This is a genomic window from Flavobacterium sp. GSP27 (assembly GCF_003970395.1).
GTDB lineage: Bacteria > Bacteroidota > Bacteroidia > Flavobacteriales > Flavobacteriaceae > Flavobacterium.
Map to the genome: position 1 here is coordinate 71,820 of NZ_RYDP01000008.1, position 21,637 is coordinate 93,456.

Sequence of the window (21,637 nt, forward strand, 5' to 3'; positions counted from 1 at the left end):
CAAAAATATAAAAAGTGAACTTAAAAAAAAGGAAATTGTTAAAGATTGAAGCATTGTTTTGTCTATTTTTATAAATAAATCCCTGATTACATGTTTGAAAGCATTATTAATCTTTTTTTTCCAAAGGTCTGTTCCGGTTGCAACGCCTTTTTAATTGCGAACGAAAATGTGATTTGTACGGTTTGCAGACACGATATTCCGTTGACCAATCATCATTTGAATCCAGAGAATGATGCTTTCAAAAAATTTTACGGACGAATTCCTGTCGTGCATACTTCTGCTTTGTTTTATTTTCATAAAAAGGGAATTGTCCAAGTGCTTATTCATAATTTGAAATACAAAGGACACGAAGAAATAGGAACAATTCTTGGGGAATGGTACGCCGAAGATCTAAAGAACATTGACTCACTACAATCTGTTGATGAAATTATTCCTGTTCCATTACACCGAAAAAAGTTAAAAGAAAGAGGATACAACCAAGTTACTGCTTTTGGAAAAGCACTTTCCACTCGTTTAAATGTAGCTTACAATGACTCACTTTTGATTCGGAATGTGTATTCAAAAACGCAATCCAAGAAAAATTTACTAGGCAGAACGGAAGGAATCGAATCTATTTTTGATGTTTCCTTTACTGAAAAAAATCACAACAAACATTTCCTTTTAATTGATGATGTTATTACAACCGGAGCCACCTTAGAAGCTTGTTCCCGGGCTATACTTAAAATACCGGGTGCAAAAATCAGTATTGTTTGTATGGCGATGGCGCAGTCGTAATTTGGATATTTCGGTTCCAAAAACATGTATTTAAAACAGAATGATACCTTAAAGCACAGTCGTTTTTTAGCCCTGATTACTTCACCTAACTTTTACTCTTATAGGAGTTCAGTGAACTTTGTTTGACGTAAAAATCTTTTTTATGCGCCTTTTCGGTGGATAAAAGATTGGAACAGACGAAGTAAATAGCTTCTGAAAACAAGTATGTTACAACTCTAAAGAGCACACTATTGATTAATTTAATGAAATTATAACGAAATAGAATTTCTATTTCCAAAGTTAAATGATTAAATTTGGATAAAATATTTATAAATCATTAAACAATCATATTATGGCTTTTGAATTACCACAATTACCTTATGCGTATGACGCATTAGAACCTTATATTGATGCCCGCACGATGGAAATTCATCACTCGAAACATCACAATGCGTATACTACCAATCTTAATGCTGCTATCGCAGGAACGGATATGGAAGGAAAGACGATCGAAAATATTTTGATTAATCTTGACATGAAAAACATGCCTGCTCGTAATAACGGTGGTGGTTTTTACAATCATAATTTGTTTTGGACGGTAATGACGCCAAATGGAGGCGGACTTCCAACTGGCGATTTGTTGGCTGCAATTGAAGCTGCTTTTGGAACTTTTGAAGAATTTAAAGCATCGTTCAGCAAAGCTGGAGCAACTCAATTTGGTTCTGGATGGGCGTGGCTTTGTGTTCATAAAGGAGGTAAAGTTGAGGTTTGCGGAACTCCTAACCAAGACAATCCATTAATGCCAGGCATAGGTTGTGGCGGAACTCCAATTTTAGGAATGGATGTTTGGGAACATGCTTATTATTTGCATTATCAAAACAGAAGACCAGATTATATCGAAGCCTTTTTCAATGTAATTAACTGGACGGAAGTGGCGAGAAGATTTGCTTTAGAGAAATAAGCTCCCTAACACCCGAAGGGGGGAATTAACAAAAGAGGCTAGAAAAAAATTTTTTTTCTAGCCTCTTTTGTTTCCTGCGAAAATATTTTTTATCTCTGCTTTGATTTCCCTTTAGGGGTTAGAGGCTTTGACTTCATTCCAATAAAAAAGGTGGAATCTCTTCCACCTTTTTTGCCCCAAATTTACCATAACCTTAACCTACTAATGTTATGGTGATTCAAATTTATACTAGTTGTTACTACCCTTACAAATAAATTAGATGAATAACATGGAAAACCGATTAAAACCTTATCAGCACCAATTATTAGTATGCTCTAGCATCTTTCCCCTCATAAAAATTCATAAAAGCCCTATTAACGACTCTATTCCCTCCTGGCGTTGGATAATCACCCGTAAAATACCAATCCCCTAAATTTTTAGGACAGGCAATATGCAAATCTTCTACCGTTTGGAAAATGATTTTTACCTCGGCCTTTATCTCCGGTGAGCTTAACATTTGTGCAATTTTATCCGAAACCTCTTGCGGTTGAAAAGGCGCATATATTGCTGTTACATAATTGATAACTTCGGTGTCATTGAAGTTTTCCTGTGCTTTACATTTCACATATACCTCATCAACAATATGATACATGTTTCTTTCTTTTAGCAATTCTAAAGCGGCTTTAAAAGCTACTAATCCTTCTAGTTTTGCCATATCAATACCGTAACAATCCGGATACCGTATTTGCGGTGCAGAGGATACGACGACAATTCTTTTTGGATTCAAACGATCCATCATTTTGATGATACTCATTTTCAGGGTTGTACCTCGAACAATACTATCATCGATAATTACTAAATTATCCGTTGGCTTTATGACGCCGTACGTAACATCATACACATGGGCAACCAAATCATCACGGCTGCTGTCCTCTGTAATAAACGTTCTAAGTTTTGCGTCTTTAATCGCTACTTTCTCCGTACGAATTTTGACAGAAAGGAGTTCTTGTAATGATTCCTTAGTTAAGGTATTTCTATTTTGAAAAATATAATTGTTCTTTCTTTGATTCAGAAAATCTTGAGCTGCTTCCACCAATCCGTAGAAAGACGTCTCGGCAGTATTTGGAATATAAGAGAAAACCGTATTGTCTGTGTCTTGATCAATTGATTTTAACACCGCCGGAAGTATCAATCTTCCTAATGTTTTTCTTTCCTGATATATTTCAGCATCACTTCCTCTTGAGAAATAAATTCGTTCAAAAGAACAGGCTTTTTTTACTGTTGGAGGAAGAATCTCTTCCATGGAAACCGTACCGTTTTTCTTAATTATTAATGCAGTTCCAGGTTCTATTTCTTGAACTTTTTCGAAAGGCACATTGAAAACGGTTTGTATAACCGGTCTTTCAGAAGCAACAACAACTACTTCGTCATCTTGATAAAAATAAGCTGGACGTATCCCGGCAGGATCTCTAAAGACAAATGAATCACCGTGACCTAAAAGTCCAGCCATAGCATATCCTCCATCTAAATTTTTAGAAGAACGTCTCAAAATTTTAGCAATATCCAAGCGTTCGGCAATTACAGGAGAAGCTTCTCTTTTAGACAAACCTTCTTCTTTACAATCCTGATACAACTGCATCACTTCTTTGTCCAGAAAATGTCCGATTTTTTCCATAACCGTAACCGTATCTGCCATTTCTTTTGGATGCTGACCCAATTCTACCAAATTTTGAAAAAGTTCTTTCACATTGGTCATATTGAAATTCCCGGCCAATATCAGATTTCGATGCATCCAATTGCTTTGACGCAGAAATGGATGAACGCTTTCGATACTATTTTTTCCAAAAGTTCCATAACGCACATGACCCAAAAACAATTCGCCTAGGTAAGGAATATTCTCTTTTTGAAGCGCTACATCATCCGCATATTCAGGATGAGCTGCCATCTCTTCATTTATTCTTTCATTTATTTGTTTAAATACATCTTGAATAGGCTGCGAATGGTTTGATCGCACGCGACTTATGTATCGCTCACCAGGTTCAACATCCATTTTAATACTTGCAAAACCTGCTCCGTCTTGCCCGCGATTGTGCTGCTTTTCCATAAGGAGATACATTTTTTGTATTCCGTAAAAAGCCGTTCCGTATTTCTCTTTGTAAAATTCAAGCGGTTTGAGTAGTCTAACTAGTGCTATTCCACATTCGTGTTGTAAAGCGTCGCTCATTGTGTTGTTGTTTGTTGTTGTGTTATTCTAAAAAATGAATTGGACTGATTTATATGTGGGCAATAATCAAACCAGTTTGGTATCTCTTATATTTTTTTAACAAAAAAACCCCGTTTCCGAGGTTTCCATGTATTATAATTCTATGTCAAACTGTGTCAATGATTTAAATTGTTTTAATCTGGACACAACTTCCTCTTTATCTAAATTAACCATCCGTTCCGTTCCAAATTTCTCCACACTAAATGAGGCTAAATTAGAACCGTATATAACCGCATTTTTCATATTCTCAAAAGAGATGTTTTCACTCTGTGTTAAATATCCTGCAAAACCTCCTGCAAAAGTATCTCCTGCTCCTGTTGGATCAAAAACTTCTTCTAATGGCAGTGCTGGCGCAAAGAAAACTTCTTTATTGTGAAACAAAAGTGCTCCGTGTTCACCTTTTTTAATTACTACATATTTAGGCCCCATATTATGGATCTTAGCGGCCGCTTTCACTAAAGAATATTCTCCCGAAAGTTGTCTTGCTTCTTCGTCATTGATTGTAATCACATCAACACGTTTCATCACATCCAATAATTCAGGCAAAGCACAATCCATCCAAAAATTCATAGTGTCGAGCACCACTAATTTTGGTTTAGTTTCCATTTGGTCAATTACGCTACTTTGTACTAATGGATGTAAATTTCCTAACATTACTATATCGGCATTTTTAAAATTCTGAGGGACTTTCGGTTGAAAATCACCCAAAACATTAAGTTCCGTTGCTAATGTATCTCTTGAATTCAAATCGTTATGGTAAAGACCGCTCCAAAAAAACGTTTTTCCACCTTTTACTACTTCAAGTCCAGAAATATCAATGTTTCTTGCTGTCAATAAATCTAAATATTCTTGTGGAAAATCATCGCCAACGACAGAAACTATGGCAGATTGTAAATTAAAAAAAGAAGCCGAAAGTCCTATATAAGGTGCAGCTCCACCTAAAATTTTATCCGTTTTGCCAAAAGGCGTTTCTATAGCATCAAAAGCAACGCTTCCAACAATCAATAATTTATTCATTTATGTAGTTTCAAATTAAGGCGCAAAGATAGGGTATAACTTGTGAAGTTGCAAAGAGTCTGAGGTGTAAAATTTTGCCAAATTAAGAGGTAGTTTTAGACTAATTTACGCCATAATTATTAGAGTTGTTATCCTTATTTGAATTTATGATTTAACCAAAATATTTTTATTTAATAAGTCAATAATAGCCTCATTTTCTTGGTTCACCGCATAATCCAAAGCTGTTTTTCCAAAAATGTCTGTTTGATGCGTATTAATTTTATAGTTCAACAAAATTTCCACACATTTTTCCTGACCAAAAGTGGCAGCAAAAAATAACGCATTTGCCTTATTGTAATTTATTATGTCTGGACTTGCTTTGTGTGCCAATAACAATTCTGCTAAGGAAGAATACCCTTTAAAGCACGCACCCATCAAAGCGGAATTGCCGGAGGAATCCTGAATATCTAAATTTGCTTTTTGCGAAATCAAATACGTTGCAACCTCATAATTATTATTGTAAACCGACAGAATAAGCAAACTATAACCAGAGGAATTTAATAAATTTATATCATTCCCTTCCTGTACAAATTTTTCAATCGTTTTTAGATCATTGGTCCTTGCCGCCTCAAAAACATCTCTGTTTTGCGCATTCAAAAAACCAGAAATTAAAATCAATAAGGTGAAAATTATTTTTTTCATTTTTTTAAAATTTAAATAGTAAAGGAGCGCTACAAACGCTCCTTTATTAAGTTTCCTTACAATTATTGCATCATTAAAGATTCTAATTCTTTACGATCCATTTTAAGCTCTTTTGCTAAACGCATTCCGTATTCTCTATCCGCTTGATAAAAATGAGCAATCATCTTAGCAACAATTACTTTGTTTTTTACTTGTTTTAAAGCACCTGATAAATTAAAAATTAATGCATCTTGATCTTTCTTAGAAAAAGAACGGTACAAATCTCCCGCTTGTGTAAAATCATTTGGTTTCGAAATTTTTGACTGTGCAGTAGTTACGTTTGCAAATTCTGATTTTGAATACTTGAATTTTGCATCATCCTTTACCTCCGGTTTATTTGTTGAAGGCTGATAATTTACATCACCAGTTTGAGGGCGCAACGACATATACCCATTTTCATTGTAGGTGTTCACTCCGTTTTTAGGCATGTTTACTGGAATTTGTTGAAAATTCCCTCCTAAACGATGGCGTTGTGTATCAGTATATGAGAACAATCTCCCTTGTAATAATTTATCTTCTGAAGGCTCAATACCTGGAACTAAAATTGCTGGCGAAAAAGCGGCTTGCTCTATTTGTTGAAAATAATTTGATGGATTTTGATTCAAAGTCATCGTTCCTACTTTTATCAGTTTAGCAATTTTTTCAGGCCAAATTTTAGTAGGATCAACAGCATTAAAATCCAAAGCCAAAAAATCTTCTTTCTTCAACATTTGAACATACAAATCCCATTTTGGAAAATTTCCTTTTTCAATTTCATTGCGCAAATCCAAAGTAGCATGCTCAATTTGTGTGGATTGAATTGCATTAGCTTCGGCTTGCGATAAATTACGTACTTCTTGTTGCGGAACCCATTTGTATTTTACGTAGGTTACTTCGCCTTTCGCATTTACCCATTTGTAAGCATGTACTCCATTTCCTTCCATTTGGCGAAAATTAGCAGGGATTCCATAGTCAGAAAATACCCAAGTAAACATGTGCGTTGATTCTGGTACATTGGAAAAGAAATCGAATGCTCTGTTCGGATCTGATGCGCCATTTGTTATTGGGGACGGTTTAAAGGCATGAACCATGTCTGGAAACTTCATTGCGTCACGGATAAAGAAAACAGGCAAATTGTTTCCTACTAAATCATAATTTCCTTGTTCAGTATAAAATTTAACTGCAAAACCTCGAGGATCACGGTATGTTTCCGGGGAGCCTGCCTGATGTATTACCATTGAGAACCGAACCAATAATGGTGTTTTTTTACCCGCTTTATTTAAGAAATCTGCCATCGTAACATCCGAAAAATCAGAGGCAGCAACAAATTCTCCAAATGCACCAGTTCCGCGAGCATGAACCACTCTTTCCGGGATGCGTTCGCGGTCAAATGCAGCTAGTTTTTCAATCAAATGAATGTCTTCAAGCAGGACTTGTCCATCTTGTCCAATTGTTTTTGAATTTTGATTGTCTCCTACTGGAGCTCCGGAATTTGTTGTCAACGTTTGACCTAATGTTAGCTGAGTTATCAATATCGCTATTGATAAGACTAATGCTTTTTGTTTCATAAGATTATTTTTTTATTTAATTCATGCAAAAATATCGACAAAAATCATATTGACATAACTGAAATTTTATATCTTTGTTATAGACAATATCTATATATGAATATCCAACAATTAGAATATATAATTGCAGTAGATCGCTTAAAAAATTTCACTAAGGCCGCAGAGTATTGCAATGTAACTCAAGCAACATTGAGCGCAATGGTCAAGAAATTAGAGCAAGAGCTTGGAATAGTGATTTTTGACCGAAAGAAAAATCCAACTGAAACAACCGAAATTGGAATAGAAACTATTGAAAATGCAAAAAAAGTAGTTCTTCATAGCCAGCTTTTAAAAGACAACGCCAAAAAGAGTATTGGAAAAATTGAAGGAAAAATTAGAATTGGAATCATCCCGACAATAGCAAACTCTTTACTTCCAAAAATTTTAAAACCTATTTTAGAAAACTTTCCTGACTTAAAACTAGAAATTTCAGAACAAACAACCAACTCCATTACAAAACAGCTGAAAGAAGGGCAACTTGACATGGGAATTGTTGCGACACCTTTACATGACACTGAAATTGAAGATATCGTGTTATTTTATGAAACTTTAATGGTGTATGGCGACATTGACCCGGTACAGAACTATATTTTACCCGATGAAATTAGAAATCATAAAATCTGGCTTTTGGAAGAAGGTCATTGCCTTAGAGAACAATTTATTAAATTATGTTCTTTAAAGAAAAAAGAAAAAATGGTTGAAAATTTAAAACTTGAAGCAAGTTCTTTTGATACTTTATTGAATATGATTGACGAATTTGGCGGATTAACTTTGATTCCCGAATTATATTACAACACCCTTTCTACCGAAAGAAAAAAACAAGTCAGTTTTTTTAACGCTCCTATTCCGGTTCGTGAAATGAGTATTATTTACCACCGTCCTTATGCAAAAATCAGAACCATTGAAGCGCTAGCCAAAATCATTCACAGCACAATAAACAAAGATTTGATTTCAAATAAATATAAAAAAAGCGAATTAGCAATTACTCAAATATAATAATCACTCACAAGTACTTTCGTAAAAAGCATCTATAGAAAGTTGTTTTTGCATTGAAGCCATAACAGCTAAGGCATCACATCTTTCGTTTTGGACATGATTGTTGTGGCCTTTGATCCACTTAAAATCTACTTTGTGTTTTCTATATACAATTAAAAATCGTTTCCACAAATCAGCATTTTTCCGGTCTGCAAAACCTTTTTTTTCCCAACCCAAAACCCATTTTTTTACTACTGAATCCACCACATATTTAGAATCCGAAATCACCAAAACGGTAGTATTAGGATTTTTTAGCTTTTCTAGACCTACAATTACTGCCAACAACTCCATTCTGTTATTAGTGGTTCGACGAAAACCTTCATAGAATTCCTTTTTATAAGGTTTTCCTACCCATTCCATAACAACGCCATAGCCACCGTTACCTGGATTGCCTTTAGCAGCACCGTCTGTGTATATGTGTACGTCGTGAGAATTCAAAATTCAAAATTATGAGTTAATAATCTTTCAATCACTTCCGGAAAATACTTTTGTTCCAATTCATGAATTTTTTGGGCAACTTCTTCTGGAGTTTCGTGCCCTGATAAAATTATTTTTTTTTGAAAAAGAATATTTCCTTCGTCATAATTTTCATTAACATAATGAATGGTAATTCCGGTTTCTTTTTCATTATTTTCTACAATGGCTCGGTGAATATTCATCCCGTACATTCCTTTACCACCATATTTTGGCAACAAGGCAGGATGTATGTTTATGATCTTATCCGGATAGGATGTGATGATATTTTCAGGGAATTTCAATAAAAAACCAGCCAAAACAATCAGATCAGGCTGAATTGTATTTATTTTATGTAATACTTCCCCTTCAATAAATTGTTCTTTAGTAAAAATATTCGTTGCAACACCATGGTTTTTTGCTTTGTCAAGCACCTTGGCGATGGAGCTGTTTGCAAAGACTGCTTGAACCGTTGCAAGTTTAGATTTTGCAAAATACTTTATGATGTTTTCAGCATTAGTACCCGATCCAGAAGCAAAAACGACAATTTTTTTCATAACCTAGCTTGTTTTAATGATGCAAAAAAAGGGATAAAAAATGAAAATAAATAACATTGTGGCAGCTTTGTTAAAATAAATTTCATAATTTAGTTGTCACATTTATTAACTAAATAGTTGTTTTCAAATAAAGTTTTTTATTTTTGCCAACAAATTAAATTCTAAAATTAAAGATTATGTCAGACATTGCATCAAGAGTAAAAGCGATTATCGTAGACAAATTAGGTGTTGACGAAAACGAAGTTGTAACAGAAGCAAGCTTCACTAATGATTTAGGAGCTGACTCATTAGACACTGTTGAGCTTATTATGGAATTCGAAAAAGAATTTGACATTCAAATTCCAGATGATCAAGCAGAAAACATCGCTACTGTAGGTCAAGCAATCTCTTACATCGAGGAAGCAAAAAAATAATAAATACGCACCCGTTTACAATCTTGTAAGCGGGTGTTATTATTATTTTGAAATTAAATTCGAGATTGGATTTCAATCAAAAAGATATTTATTGTAATACCCATGGCTCTTTTTGTAAAAATACAGTAAAGAAAGCATGGGTTTTATTTGTTTAAAGATAACAAAAAATAAAGAATTTATGGTATTAAGACGAGTTGTTGTAACAGGTTTAGGTGCTCTTACTCCTATTGGAAATAACATTCAAGAATATTGGAATGGACTTATTAATGGCGTTAGTGGAGCAGCACCAATAACTTATTTTGATGCTTCAAAATTTAAAACTCAATTTGCGTGCGAATTGAAAAATTTTAATGCTGAAGATTTCTTAGACAGAAAAGAAGCCAGAAAAATGGATCGCTATGCGCAGTATGCTATGGTTGCCTCTGATGAAGCGGTTGTAGATGCCGGTTTCAATTTTGAAAAATTAGACAAAGACAGAGTAGGTGTTATCTGGGGCTCTGGAATTGGAGGATTAGAAACTTTTCAAATTGAAATGTTGAACTTTGCTGCAGGTGATGGTACTCCTAAATTTAATCCTTTCTTTATTCCAAAAATGATTTCGGATATCGCAGGAGGACATATCTCTATAAAATACGGATTCAGAGGTCCAAATTTTACCACTGTTTCTGCTTGTGCTTCTTCTACAAATGCTATTATTGATGCTTTCAACTATATAAGATTAGGTCATGCTGATGCTATGATAACCGGAGGCTCTGAAGCTGCGGTGACAATAGCAGGAATGGGAGGCTTTAATGCCATGCATGCTTTATCTACCAGAAATGACGATCCTAAAACCGCTTCAAGACCAATGGATAAAGATCGAGATGGTTTTATCTTAGGCGAAGGAGCTGGCGCATTAGTCCTAGAAGAATACGAACACGCTATTGCTCGTGGAGCAAATATTTACTGCGAAATTGGCGGTGGCGGAATGTCAGCTGATGCCTACCATATTACGGCACCGCATCCTGAAGGATTAGGCGCTAAAAATGTAATGTTAAACTGTTTGAGAGATGCCGGTTTACAAGCAACTGATGTAGATGGTGTGAATATGCACGGAACCTCTACGCCACTTGGTGACATGGCAGAATCTAAAGCAATACTTCATGTTTTTGGGGAACATGCTTACACGATGAATTTAAATTCGACTAAATCTATGACAGGCCATTTACTTGGTGCAGCCGGAGCAGTAGAAACAATTTCTTCGATACTTTCCTTAAAACATGGACTAGTGCCACCAACAATAAATCATTTCACAGATGATGAAAATATCGACGCTAAACTAAATTTTACGTTCAACAAAGCTCAGAAAAGAGAAATGAATGTAGTGATGAGTAATACTTTCGGTTTTGGAGGTCACAATGCTTGTGTACTAGTAAAAAAAATAGAAATCTAATTATAAATGCGTATAATTAGAAAAATATTTTCAAAATCCCGTTCTCCAGAAGACGGGATTTTTTTTGATTCTATTCAGAAAATTTTAGGATTTGCCCCTTTAAATCTTGATTTTTATAAAAAAGCATTCACCCATCGTTCCTCTAATCGCCTTGATATTTTAGGAAATCCAATCAATTACGAACGGTTAGAATTCTTGGGAGACGCAATGTTAAGCTCCGTTATTGCGGCTCATCTATTCAATAAAGCACCCGCTGGGGACGAAGGATATTTGACTAAAATGCGTTCTAAAATTGTGAGTAGGGAGCATTTGAACGAATTAGGGAAAGACTTAAATTTAGTGCAATACATAGAAAGCAAAGTGCCACTTCAGCATTTTGGCGAGAACATCCATGGTAATATTTTTGAGTCATTGGTGGGAGCGATTTACTTAGACCGAGGTTATGTATATTGCGAAAAATTCATTCAAAAAAGAGTAGTAGTGCCTTATGTAGATATTGCAAGACTCGAAGGAAAAGTAATCAGCTACAAAAGTCTGGTGATAGAATGGTGTCAAAAAGAAAAAAAAATATTTCATTATGATATTTTTGAGGACAATGCCATTGACGGGCAACGTCTGTTTGGTGTAAAACTTAGCATTGACAATAAAGTGATTGCTAAAGCAAGAGCCACATCAAAAAAGAAAGCAGAAGAAAAAGCATCCCAACGCGCTTATTTTGCATTTCAAGAAAAAATGGACAGAAAATAATTTAATATACATAAAACTATATCGTTTTCGTTTATAAATTAACAAAAACATCACCTTTTGAACGGTCAATACTTCGATAGAAATACTATATTTACATCTTATTTTTTCATGAAATGGCTATTCTTAAACTTGATCTGGGCGAATTTGACGAAATAGATTACTATCTTATTGCGATTCATACTTCATTAGAGGACTATCGTTTGGCATTTTTTATTAATCAAATGCTGCCTGTGAATCTTAGTAAAAGTAAAAGTGAAATTCAAATTAATATTAAAGAAGGAGAAACAGGTTTTTCCAGATTTTATTATGAAGACATCGAAAGCGGTATTTCTTGGAATTTGATTCAAAATAAAAATGAGGTCATCCAGTATAATAAAGGAAATAACCAAAATCTATTTTCTAACGTGTCCATGGAAGTTTCAACAAAAGTCTTTTTACTTCCTGAATTCAAAAAAGTAGATTATTTTTTAAAAATAGAACATCACGAAGATGCCATAAACGTGTCCCAAACGCAGCTCCTATTAAATACCATAAACAGCATATCTACTGTTTATATAGTAGATACAAATAAAATAAAATCTAAAAACAATTTAATTTTTTAATACAAATGCTTACAAACAAAAAAACTAAAATTGTAGCCACACTTGGGCCTGCATGCAGTACAAGAGAGATCATAAAAGACATGATCGAAGCTGGTGTAAATGTGTTCCGAGTAAACTTCTCGCATGCGGACTACAATGATGTAAAAGAAAAAATAAGCCTTATACGAGGTTTAAATGAAGAGTTTGGTTATACAACTGCTATTCTTGGCGATTTACAAGGGCCAAAACTTCGAGTAGGAGTTATGGAGGAAGGTGTCGTCGTACACGATGGGGATCTAATTACATTTACAACTGCCGAAGATATTCTTGGAACTGCTAAGAAAGTATTCATGAAATATCAAAACTTTCCAAATGATGTAAATCCTGGAGAAAGAATTTTGCTTGATGATGGTAAACTCATTTTCGAAATCGTGGAGACGGATAAAAAATCAGAAGTTATAGCAAGAGTAATTCAAGGTGGCGAATTGAAATCAAAAAAAGGAGTAAATTTACCTAATACAAAAATATCCCTACCGGCAATGACCGAAAAAGATATTGCAGATGCCATTTTTGCCATTGGCCAAAATGTAGATTGGATTGCCTTATCTTTCGTGAAAACACCACAAGATTTACAAGAATTACAAGAATTAATCGCCAAACATTCAGAACATAAAATTCCAATTATTGCCAAAATCGAAATGCCGGAAGCACTAGAAAACATTGACAAAATTGTTGCTTATTGTGATGGTCTGATGGTTGCCAGAGGAGATTTAGGAGTAGAACTTCCTGCTCATGAAGTACCGTTAGTTCAAAAAGAACTTATTCGCAGAGCCAAAACGGCTAGAATTCCAGTTATTGTTGCCACGCAAATGATGGAAACAATGATTACGTCTCTTACACCAACTCGTGCCGAAGTAAATGATGTTGCTAACTCCGTTATGGATGGTGCTGATGCCGTAATGCTTTCGGGAGAAACAGCAACTGGAAATTATCCGGTTCAGGTAATTCAAAAAATGACTCAAATCATTGAAGCTGTAGAAGATTCACCGCTAATCCAAGTGCCACAAAATACGCCACAGATAAAAACAAAACGATTTATCACTAAAACAATTTGTCACCACGCTGCCTCCATGGCTAATGTAATCAAAGCAAAAGCAATTTGTACTTTGACAAATAGTGGGTATACCGCATTTCAAATTTCTGCATGGAGACCAAATGCACATATTTTAGTGTTTACCTCAAATAAGAGAATCCTTACTCAGCTTAATTTATTATGGGGTGTAAAATCTTTCATGTACACTAAAGATGTAAGCACAGATGATACCGTAACGGACATAAATGAAATTGTAAAACAAAAAGGCTTTGTACAAAAAGGAGATTTCCTTATCAATTTAGCAGCAATGCCTATTAAAGAAAAGGGGATGGTAAACACCCTGAGAGTTTCTGAAATAGAATAATAAAACATTCTCATTATGTATTAAAAATCCGTCTGGTTCAATCAACAGACGGATTTTTTGTTGAAAACACGGTAAAGAATTGATTTTCAATACATAAATTACAATTGCACTTTACTTATTGGGTTATGACAGATTTGTCTCGATCTAAAATTGCTATTTTGCTTTTTATAGTTAGTTCTAAATAGTACACTGATTATGTATCTTTGTTCGCGGATTACGGGGCTCCTTATTTTTAAGTTTTGTCAGGCGCAAATAAACAACATTTGTTGCATTTGAACGAAAGGGCGGAAATGTCTTTTTTATAAAGTTACATTAATTAGCTGAATCTAGTACTTTAAACAAAAAACCTTGAAACAAATTCTCTTTAAAAATACCAACATCTCCTATTCCGATACCGGGAAGGGAACCGCTATTGTCTTACTTCACGGTTTCTTGGAAAATAAAGGCATGTGGGATTTTTATATTCCGGAGTTTGCTAAAAAAAACCGCATCATCACCATTGATTTATTGGGACATGGCGAAACGGAATGTTTGAGTTACGTGCAAACGATGGAGGATAATGCTGATGCTGTGCACGCTGTTTTATCGGAACTACGCATCCGTAAAGCCATTTTTGTAGGGCATTCTATGGGCGGTTATGTAGCTTTGGCTTTCGCCGAATTGTATCCGGACACGATAAAAGGATTGGTTTTATTAAACTCGACCGCAAGAGCCGACAGCGAGGAACGAAAAACAAATAGAGATCGGGCTATAAAAGCAGTAAAACAATCTTTTGTCAATTTCATCTCACTTTCTATTGCAAATTTATTCAGTGAAAACAACAGAGAGCGCCTTTTATCAGTAATTGAAAGCATAAAGAAGGAAGCTTTAAAAACACCCCTTCAGGGAATCGTTGCCTCACTGGAAGGAATGAAAATACGACAAGACAGAGAAGTGTTGTTGCATTTAGCACCTTTTCCAAAACTTTTGATTCTGGGCGAAAAAGACCCGGTTCTAAATTACGAAGAAACCAAAGAACAGATAGAAGGCACAGCCATGAAACTGGTGACTTTTCCGGACGGACACATGAGTCACATTGAAAACCAAGACGAATTGTTGAACGTATTATTAGCTTTTTTCAAAAGCATCTAAATCATTCCAGGTTTCAAATACCCTTTTTCCACCAATTCGCTTTTGTCTTTTAAATGGTACATTTTTCCTTCTTTCATCAACGCCAGTTTTGTGGAGACTTTTATCACATTTTCATAATTATGATCCGTGATAATAATGCCTTTTGTGCTGGACATTGCAGTGATTAATTCATTAATTTTTTCAATCATTATGGGTGATAAGCCATTGTATGGTTCGTCTAGTAAAGCAAATTTCGATGCATTATTCAGGATTAATTTAATTTCTAAATACCGTAATTCTCCGCCAGATAAATGTTTTATTTTTTTCTCTATCATCGATTGAATCATATCGTCAGCATAAAAATCCTGTAATTTATCTTTGGCAATAGCCAATTGAATAGTCTTTTTTATCGAAAATGAATTTGGAATAAAATTATCTTGAGACAAATAACTGATTTCGTTTAGCAAATCACTAGTTTTTGATTTCACGACGCCATCTACCCGGACAAATTTAAAATCAGCAGTTACAATTCCGAAAATGATTTTTAACAAGGTCGATTTCCCGGAACCATTTCTTCCTAAAACCCCAATAATATCAGCAGTTTCACATCTCAAATACACATCAGAAACTATACTTTTCCCCTCATATTGTTTTTGGATACTATCTATTTCTAAAATATTTTTAGTCATACGAATTTCAATACTACATTAATGACTAAAATCAGCATTAGCGAAAAAACAAAATTCATCAGAAAACCATAAATGAATAGATGCAATTTAGAGATTCCGTTGTTGTAATAAAACAGATATTCGTTTTTAGTATTCACTTCTTTTATCAAAAGGCTAATGAAGAAACCAAAAATAATAAGGGCGTATTTGAAGGTTTCAAATCCGCCAAAAACCCATGCTAAAGTGCTTATTGACATGTTAATTGTCAAGGTGCTTTTGTAAAATTCGAAGATATTGGCTAGTTTTCTGATTGGGAATTTTGTTTAAATTAGTTTTTCTTCAAAAGGAATGTTTTCATCTAAAATTTCGCTTAATAAAAGAACCATTTGCTCTAAATAATTACCTAATATTTCTTCATTTATAATTGCATTTATTTCGTTGATTTCTTTAAAATTAAACGCAAGAAAACCTGCTTTTAAATTCTTAAAAGAAATTATTCCTGCTTCAATTGGTTTTCCTTTAGCGTCATGCTCATACATATAAGCATACGCCAGCACCTGAATGATTTTGTCGCTTTTAATATCTTCAGTAAGTCCTTTCCATGATTTCAGTGTAACGCTTGCTTTTTCTACTTTTCCGGTTTTATAATCGATAATTCGAATGATTCCGTTGCGCTCTTCAATCCGGTCTACATTTCCTTTTATCAATACCGGAAAAGGCAAATTAGGATGATTTATAATTCGCTCGAATGTTTGTTCCAAAGCTATAATTTTTATTGCATCACCATTCTTGATACTTTCCAGTTCCACTTTCAGGAAATTGGAAACATTGCGCTTGGCGACTTCAAATGCCAGCAAATTTCTACCCTTTTTGATTTCACCTTCTTTGTACACCAATTTGAATTGTTTCAAAACCTCTGTATCTATTTGTTTGAAACAATTTAGAATATCACTTTCTGATATAAATTTATCAATGAAAGGCTCGTATAAAACTTTCAAAGTTTCGTGGATAATAGTTCCCAAGGTATTCAAGGCAATATTTTCCTCTACTTCTTCTACTTCGCTGATGCGTAAAATCTTCTGGAAATAAAACTGAATTGGATTCCGGATATAACTCGTTATCGCCGATGGAGAAAACCCTTTTTCGGCTATTTCTTTCAATCGCAGCATAACACGTTCTGATTTTGGAATCACCATAGGCTGATACGCTGTTTCGGGTAGCACGGCATTATAAATTTCGTGAGTCAGCGTATGATTTTTTTGTTTTTCGACTTCCAGTTGCGTGATGAATCTGCTTTTTTCTCCGGCATCCAATCCTTCACTCTCGGTATTATAAATTAAATAAATGTTCTTTGCTCTTTGTAATAAATGATAGAAATGATAGGTGTAAATTGCATCTTTTTCTTTGAATGTGGGCAAGCCCAATTCGCGTTTTACATCATAGGGGATAAACGAATTTTGCGATTTTCCGGCCGGGAATTTCCCTTCATTCATCGAAGTGACAATAACGGTGTCAAAATCTAATACACGGCTTTCTAAAACGCCCATAATTTGCAAACCATTGAGCGGTTCTCCTTCAAATGAAACCTCGGCCAAATCAATAACTTGTTTGTAAATGGCATAAAGAGTTTCGATTTTATCGATATGTTCGTGCTTTGAATAATAATTAATTAGTTTGTTAATGACTTTAAAAATAGCAAAAACAAAAGCTTTGGTGATTTTTTCTTCTTCGTTGTCGTTGCTTAAATTTCCTTTGATGGTTTGCAATAATTTTGAAATGGTCTCTAAAACTGGAATCGAACCCTTTTCCCATTTTTGGAATAATAAAAGAAATATTTCACTTGGAATTCCATTCAATTCCATCAATTTATGATGCGTAATAAAAGTATAATTATTTTGGTTAATGGTTTGGACTAGCGCGCTGGTTTTTGCGTATGGTTCCACCAAAGGGTGGGTTAAAATATCTAAGATATCTTTGTAGTATAAGACATAGCTTTTAGCATTTCTGGACAATGCATTTGTGTGCATTTTGAATAATTTAGCAGTCAAAATCTGCGCTGGATTGTTCTTGCTGGAATATCCCATCGTAATATTCAAAGCGCCAACACTTGAGGGTAATGAATATAAAAGCGGTACCAAAAGATTTTCTTCGCCCAGAACCACAGCAACTTTATCTAGCGTTCCATCAGTTCCTAGGCTTTGTGATTCATTGATGATATTCTCGATAATACTCCCGGCTATTTTGGCTTGACCAATTGTTTTGGGTGTGCCAATGACCTGAATGTTTTTAGTTTGAGAAAAATCATTTACAATCCATTCAAACGGATGTAATTTATAATGTTTCCAATTTTCTTTAAAACGTCTTACAAATAAACCAGCATCATGATAGGGATCATTGAGAAAGGTTTGGTCTGCGTCCCAATATATTTTGGCTTGATCAGAAGCGATGAGGTGTTGGATTATTTTTTCTTCGGCTGCATTCAATGCATTAAAACCCGCAAAGACGAATTTTTTGTCATGTAGGGAATTCGAAAAATGATTTATGTTATGCACTGCTTCACGATAGATTAATCCTTGATAGCCGATTCCCTTGTTCAGTAAATGAGTGTACAATGATTGATAATAGTTGGGCAGTAGTTTCCAAAAATCAATATATTTTTCTAATAATGCCGTTTTGTTTTCTACTTCAATTCCCCATTTTTTGATGTCTTCAATGTCTTTCAGATAGGAAAGAACATGGGATGGATCTAGTAAATAGCGGTCAATTTCATTGAAGTCCTGCAGGAGTGTTTTGGCCCAATTGGCAAATAATTCAAAGGATTGTTGATTTGCTGTCGCGGTAATAGATAAATACACTTCATAGAATTCGAATAATAATTCGATAGGATCTATAGTGCGGATACCAGCTATGTTTTGAACAAAATCCTCAACACTTATAATTTCGGGTGAAATTATGTTGGTTGCGACTTGTTTCTTTAAGGCTTCAATCAGGAATATTTTAGCTCGTTTGTTTGGTAAAACAACAATCGTATTGGAAAGAGTGTCAGCGTATTTTGCGATTAAAACCGAAGCTATTTTATCTAGAAAAGAAGTATTTGTCATTTTATAAAAATAAAAAAAACGCCTCGATAAATCGAGGCGTTTTCTAAAAATTTTTGAACAATATTATTTTTGCAATAACAATTCAGTTCTTCTGTTTTTAGCTTTACCTGCAGCAGTTTTATTTGTTTCAACTGGAGTGCTTTCGCCAAAACCAACAGTATTTAAGTTTTCAGCTTTTATTCCTCTTTCGATCATAGCTTCTTTAACGATACTAGCTCTATCTTCAGAAAGTTTTTGGTTGTATTCATCTGAACCATCGCTATCTGTATGTCCTTCAATGCTAAATTTAGCATTTGGATAATTTTTTAGGATTTCTGCCATTGCATCTAATCTAGCTGGAACATCTCCAGTTTTGAAAGTTGCTTTACCAGAATTAAAGTAAACTGCTCTAGCTTGAATTTTAAGATTGTCTAAAGCTTCAGTAGTTACTTCAGGACATCCTTTGTTGCTAGCTGGGCCAGCAATAGTAGGGCACTCATCATCTTTGTCTAGAACACCATCTCCATCAGTATCTGGCCATGGGCATCCACCGTTTTCTTTAGGACCTGCAACTGTAGGACATTTGTCATCTTTATCAGCAACACCGTCTCCATCTGTATCAGGACATCCTTTTAATTCTTTAGGACCAGCTTCATTTGGACAAGCATCATCTTTATCAGCAACACCGTCTCCATCTGTATCAGGACATCCTTTTAATTCTTTAGGACCAGCTTCATTTGGACACTCATCTTCACTGTCTTGAATTCCGTCTCCATCTGTATCAGGACATCCGTTGAATTCTTTTAAACCAGCAACTTCTGGACAAGCATCATCTTTGTCATATATTCCATCACCATCTGTATCTTTTCCACCAAATTTGAAGATAATACCAGCAGAGTGTTGAAAGAGAGATCGGTCATCGCCAAAAGATTTTTTGTATCTAGTTGCAAGTTCGAAACCAACATTTTCGGAAAGCCATAAAGTTAAACCAGCACCTGGGTTTAAAGTTCCAAAACTACTGTCTCCCAAGAATGTATATCCACCACCAATAGAAAGAGATGGGTCTATAACTTTAGATTTAATTAAATTCATGAAGCTGTATCTTATCGTAGCATCAACACCATAATACATTAAATCACCAGGATTAGTGACAAGATATCCTCTGGAGTCATGACCTACAGCACCTGGAGCAAAAGTTACAAACTTATCAATTTTGTTTACAGATCCAGTAAGACCAAAAGAGAAATTATCTCCTACGTATTTTGAGACACTTAAATACGATACAGAAGGTAGGACGTTCCAGTTTGTTTTCGCATCAAAAGGTTGCGAAAAATGACGGTCTAGCCAATTATTTCCTCCACCAGCACTAGTTCTAGTGTCTACGGCATTTGCTCCAAAAGAGATTGCCCATGGGTTGTTACTGTCTTGTGCGTGAGAACTTAAACCCATCACCATCATCGCAGCAACTAAAATTTTGTTAAGATGTTTCATACTTAATTTTTTTAATTACAATTTAGTTAATTACAAGCAAAAATAGGACGTAATTTTTAAACTACAAAATATTATGTTAAAAAAAACCTACAAACAAGGCTAAAAGTGCGAATTATATAACATTTAACTCTTTTCCTACCGCTACAAAGGCATTTATTGCCTGATCTAAATGCGCTTTTGTATGTGCCGCTGAAAGTTGTACTCTAATTCTTGCTTTATCTTTAGGAACTACTGGAAAAAAGAAGCCTATTACATAAATTCCTCTTTTTAATAATTCATTTGCCATAGTTTGAGACAATTTTGCATCATATAACATCACCGGTACTATTGCAGAATCCCCATCAATGATATCAAAACCTGCTTTTTTAATCCCATCTCTAAAATAATTAGTATTCCATTCTAGTTTGTCTCTAAGTGTTGTATCTTTTTCTAAGAGTTCAAAAACCTTAATGGAAGCTCCAACGATTGCTGGTGCTAAGGAATTTGAAAATAAATACGGTCTGGAACGTTGACGTAATATTTCGATAATTTCTTTTTTAGCGGTCGTATACCCGCCCATGGCGCCACCAAGTGCTTTTCCTAAGGTTCCTGTAATAATATCTACTCTTCCCATGACTCCTTTTAACTCAAGTGTCCCTTTTCCGGTAGCACCAATAAATCCAGCAGCATGGCATTCATCAACCATAACCATTGCGTCATATTTATCGGCCAAATCACAAATTTTATCCAACGGAGCTACAACGCCATCCATGGAGAAAACACCATCCGTAACAATTAATTTGAAACGGGTACCGGCTTCTGTAGCCTTAATCAGCTGCTTTTCCAGGTCTCCCATATTGCTATTTTCATAGCGATATCGCGTCGCTTTACACAAACGAACACCATCTATAATAGAGGCATGATTTAAACTATCCGAAATAATACAATCCTGATCTCCTAATAAGGGTTCAAAAACACCTCCGTTTGCATCAAAAGCGGCCGCATAAAGAATGGTATCTTCTGTGCCATAAAACTCAGAAATCTTTTTTTCCAAAGTTTTATGAATGTCTTGTGTCCCACAAATAAAACGCACCGATGACATTCCAAAACCATGCGTATCAAGAGCGTCTTTTGCAGCCTGAACAACTTCTGGATGGGATGACAAGCCAAGATAATTATTGGCACAAAAATTTAAAACCGTTTCTCCTGTCGAAATGGTTATTTCTGCATCTTGTGGTGAGGTGATAATGCGCTCTGATTTGAAGATTCCATTGTCTTCTATTGTTTGTAATTCTGACTGTAAATAGTCTTTAATTTTTCCGTACATTTTTTATGTTTTTAAAATTCAATTTTGC

Annotated in this window: 20 protein-coding genes; 9 read left to right on the forward strand and 11 right to left on the reverse strand. The window is 34.8% G+C overall.

Annotated elements, in window-relative coordinates; genetic code table 11:
• The first annotated feature begins 90 nt into the window (after positions 1–90).
• The gene (locus tag EKM05_RS08840; RefSeq protein WP_126554670.1) at positions 91–774 is read left to right on the forward strand and encodes a ComF family protein; all 684 of its coding nucleotides are present in this window, start codon (positions 91–93) and stop codon (positions 772–774) included.
• 331 nt (positions 775–1,105) lie between these two features.
• A complete protein-coding gene (locus EKM05_RS08845; RefSeq protein WP_126461769.1) occupies positions 1,106–1,714 on the forward strand; it encodes a superoxide dismutase in 609 nt (202 codons plus the stop codon).
• A gap of 304 nt (positions 1,715–2,018) precedes the next feature.
• Here the strand turns inward: EKM05_RS08845 and EKM05_RS08850 are convergent, their stop codons facing one another.
• From EKM05_RS08850 to EKM05_RS08865, 4 genes are all read right to left on the reverse strand, one after another.
• Positions 2,019–3,917: an amidophosphoribosyltransferase gene (locus EKM05_RS08850; RefSeq protein WP_126554672.1), complete on the reverse strand. Its 1,899-nt coding sequence runs from the start codon at positions 3,915–3,917 to the stop codon at positions 2,019–2,021.
• A gap of 132 nt (positions 3,918–4,049) precedes the next feature.
• Positions 4,050–4,973 (reverse strand): PfkB family carbohydrate kinase, encoded by a 924-nt coding sequence (locus tag EKM05_RS08855; protein ID WP_126461778.1) that lies wholly within the window; start codon positions 4,971–4,973, stop codon positions 4,050–4,052.
• Positions 4,974–5,117: 144 nt separating this feature from the next.
• On the reverse strand, positions 5,118–5,654 hold the full coding sequence (locus tag EKM05_RS08860; RefSeq protein WP_126461781.1) for an ankyrin repeat domain-containing protein: 537 nt from the start codon (positions 5,652–5,654) through the stop codon (positions 5,118–5,120).
• A gap of 62 nt (positions 5,655–5,716) precedes the next feature.
• Positions 5,717–7,240, reverse strand: coding sequence for a catalase (locus tag EKM05_RS08865; protein ID WP_126554674.1), 1,524 nt, complete (start codon positions 7,238–7,240; stop codon positions 5,717–5,719).
• 96 nt (positions 7,241–7,336) lie between these two features.
• Between EKM05_RS08865 and EKM05_RS08870 the strand changes: the two genes are divergently transcribed.
• Positions 7,337–8,275, forward strand: a complete 939-nt coding sequence (locus EKM05_RS08870) for a hydrogen peroxide-inducible genes activator (RefSeq protein ID WP_126452727.1) — start codon at positions 7,337–7,339, stop codon at positions 8,273–8,275.
• Positions 8,276–8,278: 3 nt separating this feature from the next.
• Here the strand turns inward: EKM05_RS08870 and rnhA are convergent, their stop codons facing one another.
• Together rnhA and EKM05_RS08880 are read right to left on the reverse strand one after the other, a co-directional pair.
• Positions 8,279–8,752: a ribonuclease HI gene (rnhA, locus tag EKM05_RS08875; protein ID WP_126461787.1), complete on the reverse strand. Its 474-nt coding sequence runs from the start codon at positions 8,750–8,752 to the stop codon at positions 8,279–8,281.
• Positions 8,749–9,324, reverse strand: coding sequence for a phosphoribosylglycinamide formyltransferase (locus tag EKM05_RS08880; protein ID WP_126554676.1), 576 nt, complete (start codon positions 9,322–9,324; stop codon positions 8,749–8,751). The genes rnhA and EKM05_RS08880 overlap by 4 nt, the downstream gene beginning before the upstream one ends.
• Positions 9,325–9,500: 176 nt before the next feature.
• On the opposite strand from EKM05_RS08880, the gene EKM05_RS08885 reads away from it, so the two are divergent.
• From EKM05_RS08885 to EKM05_RS08910, 6 genes are all read left to right on the forward strand, one after another.
• A complete protein-coding gene (locus tag EKM05_RS08885) occupies positions 9,501–9,737 on the forward strand; it encodes an acyl carrier protein (protein WP_007137004.1) in 237 nt (78 codons plus the stop codon).
• Positions 9,738–9,915: 178 nt separating this feature from the next.
• A complete protein-coding gene (gene fabF, locus EKM05_RS08890; protein ID WP_126554678.1) occupies positions 9,916–11,169 on the forward strand; it encodes a beta-ketoacyl-ACP synthase II in 1,254 nt (417 codons plus the stop codon).
• Positions 11,170–11,175: 6 nt separating this feature from the next.
• The gene (locus EKM05_RS08895) at positions 11,176–11,916 is read left to right on the forward strand and encodes a ribonuclease III family protein (protein ID WP_126461796.1); all 741 of its coding nucleotides are present in this window, start codon (positions 11,176–11,178) and stop codon (positions 11,914–11,916) included.
• Positions 11,917–12,029: 113 nt separating this feature from the next.
• Positions 12,030–12,518 carry an IPExxxVDY family protein gene (locus tag EKM05_RS08900; protein ID WP_126461799.1) on the forward strand — a complete coding sequence of 163 codons (489 nt, stop codon included), beginning with the start codon at positions 12,030–12,032 and terminating at the stop codon, positions 12,516–12,518.
• A gap of 5 nt (positions 12,519–12,523) precedes the next feature.
• Complete coding sequence (gene pyk / locus EKM05_RS08905; protein WP_126452737.1) at positions 12,524–13,954, forward strand: pyruvate kinase; 1,431 nt, start codon at positions 12,524–12,526, stop codon at positions 13,952–13,954.
• A 348-nt stretch (positions 13,955–14,302) separates the two neighbouring features.
• The gene (locus EKM05_RS08910; protein WP_126554680.1) at positions 14,303–15,085 is read left to right on the forward strand and encodes an alpha/beta fold hydrolase; all 783 of its coding nucleotides are present in this window, start codon (positions 14,303–14,305) and stop codon (positions 15,083–15,085) included.
• On the opposite strand, the gene EKM05_RS08915 is transcribed toward EKM05_RS08910, so the two are convergent.
• The 5 genes from EKM05_RS08915 to kbl all read right to left on the reverse strand — a co-directional run bounded on the left by EKM05_RS08915 (position 15,082) and on the right by kbl (position 21,609).
• The gene (locus tag EKM05_RS08915; RefSeq protein ID WP_126554682.1) at positions 15,082–15,753 is read right to left on the reverse strand and encodes an ATP-binding cassette domain-containing protein; all 672 of its coding nucleotides are present in this window, start codon (positions 15,751–15,753) and stop codon (positions 15,082–15,084) included. The two genes, EKM05_RS08910 and EKM05_RS08915, sit on opposite strands and share 4 nt — an antisense overlap.
• Positions 15,750–15,989, reverse strand: a complete 240-nt coding sequence (locus tag EKM05_RS08920) for a hypothetical protein (protein ID WP_126554684.1) — start codon at positions 15,987–15,989, stop codon at positions 15,750–15,752. The genes EKM05_RS08915 and EKM05_RS08920 overlap by 4 nt, the downstream gene beginning before the upstream one ends.
• A gap of 66 nt (positions 15,990–16,055) precedes the next feature.
• Complete coding sequence (locus EKM05_RS08925) at positions 16,056–18,833, reverse strand: PD-(D/E)XK nuclease family protein (protein ID WP_126554686.1); 2,778 nt, start codon at positions 18,831–18,833, stop codon at positions 16,056–16,058.
• 63 nt (positions 18,834–18,896) lie between these two features.
• Positions 18,897–20,303, reverse strand: a complete 1,407-nt coding sequence (locus EKM05_RS08930; protein WP_126554688.1) for an OmpA family protein — start codon at positions 20,301–20,303, stop codon at positions 18,897–18,899.
• A 112-nt stretch (positions 20,304–20,415) separates the two neighbouring features.
• Positions 20,416–21,609, reverse strand: a complete 1,194-nt coding sequence (gene kbl / locus EKM05_RS08935) for a glycine C-acetyltransferase (RefSeq protein ID WP_126554690.1) — start codon at positions 21,607–21,609, stop codon at positions 20,416–20,418.
• Positions 21,610–21,637 lie beyond the last annotated feature (28 nt).

Coding starts and splice junctions, on each gene's coding strand:
- EKM05_RS08930 (WP_126554688.1), bottom strand. CDS start 20,303: ATGAAACATCTTAACAAAATTTTAGTTGCTGCGATGATGGTGATGGGT.
- EKM05_RS08920 (WP_126554684.1), bottom strand. CDS start 15,989: ATGTCAATAAGCACTTTAGCATGGGTTTTTGGCGGATTTGAAACCTTC.
- EKM05_RS08895 (WP_126461796.1), top strand. CDS start 11,176: ATGCGTATAATTAGAAAAATATTTTCAAAATCCCGTTCTCCAGAAGAC.
- EKM05_RS08855 (WP_126461778.1), bottom strand. CDS start 4,973: ATGAATAAATTATTGATTGTTGGAAGCGTTGCTTTTGATGCTATAGAA.
- EKM05_RS08840 (WP_126554670.1), top strand. CDS start 91: ATGTTTGAAAGCATTATTAATCTTTTTTTTCCAAAGGTCTGTTCCGGT.
- pyk (WP_126452737.1), top strand. CDS start 12,524: ATGCTTACAAACAAAAAAACTAAAATTGTAGCCACACTTGGGCCTGCA.
- EKM05_RS08880 (WP_126554676.1), bottom strand. CDS start 9,324: ATGAAAAAAATTGTCGTTTTTGCTTCTGGATCGGGTACTAATGCTGAA.
- EKM05_RS08885 (WP_007137004.1), top strand. CDS start 9,501: ATGTCAGACATTGCATCAAGAGTAAAAGCGATTATCGTAGACAAATTA.
- EKM05_RS08845 (WP_126461769.1), top strand. CDS start 1,106: ATGGCTTTTGAATTACCACAATTACCTTATGCGTATGACGCATTAGAA.
- EKM05_RS08860 (WP_126461781.1), bottom strand. CDS start 5,654: ATGAAAAAAATAATTTTCACCTTATTGATTTTAATTTCTGGTTTTTTG.
- kbl (WP_126554690.1), bottom strand. CDS start 21,609: ATGTACGGAAAAATTAAAGACTATTTACAGTCAGAATTACAAACAATA.
- EKM05_RS08850 (WP_126554672.1), bottom strand. CDS start 3,917: ATGAGCGACGCTTTACAACACGAATGTGGAATAGCACTAGTTAGACTA.
- EKM05_RS08900 (WP_126461799.1), top strand. CDS start 12,030: ATGGCTATTCTTAAACTTGATCTGGGCGAATTTGACGAAATAGATTAC.
- fabF (WP_126554678.1), top strand. CDS start 9,916: ATGGTATTAAGACGAGTTGTTGTAACAGGTTTAGGTGCTCTTACTCCT.
- EKM05_RS08870 (WP_126452727.1), top strand. CDS start 7,337: ATGAATATCCAACAATTAGAATATATAATTGCAGTAGATCGCTTAAAA.
- EKM05_RS08925 (WP_126554686.1), bottom strand. CDS start 18,833: ATGACAAATACTTCTTTTCTAGATAAAATAGCTTCGGTTTTAATCGCA.
- EKM05_RS08915 (WP_126554682.1), bottom strand. CDS start 15,753: ATGACTAAAAATATTTTAGAAATAGATAGTATCCAAAAACAATATGAG.
- EKM05_RS08865 (WP_126554674.1), bottom strand. CDS start 7,240: ATGAAACAAAAAGCATTAGTCTTATCAATAGCGATATTGATAACTCAG.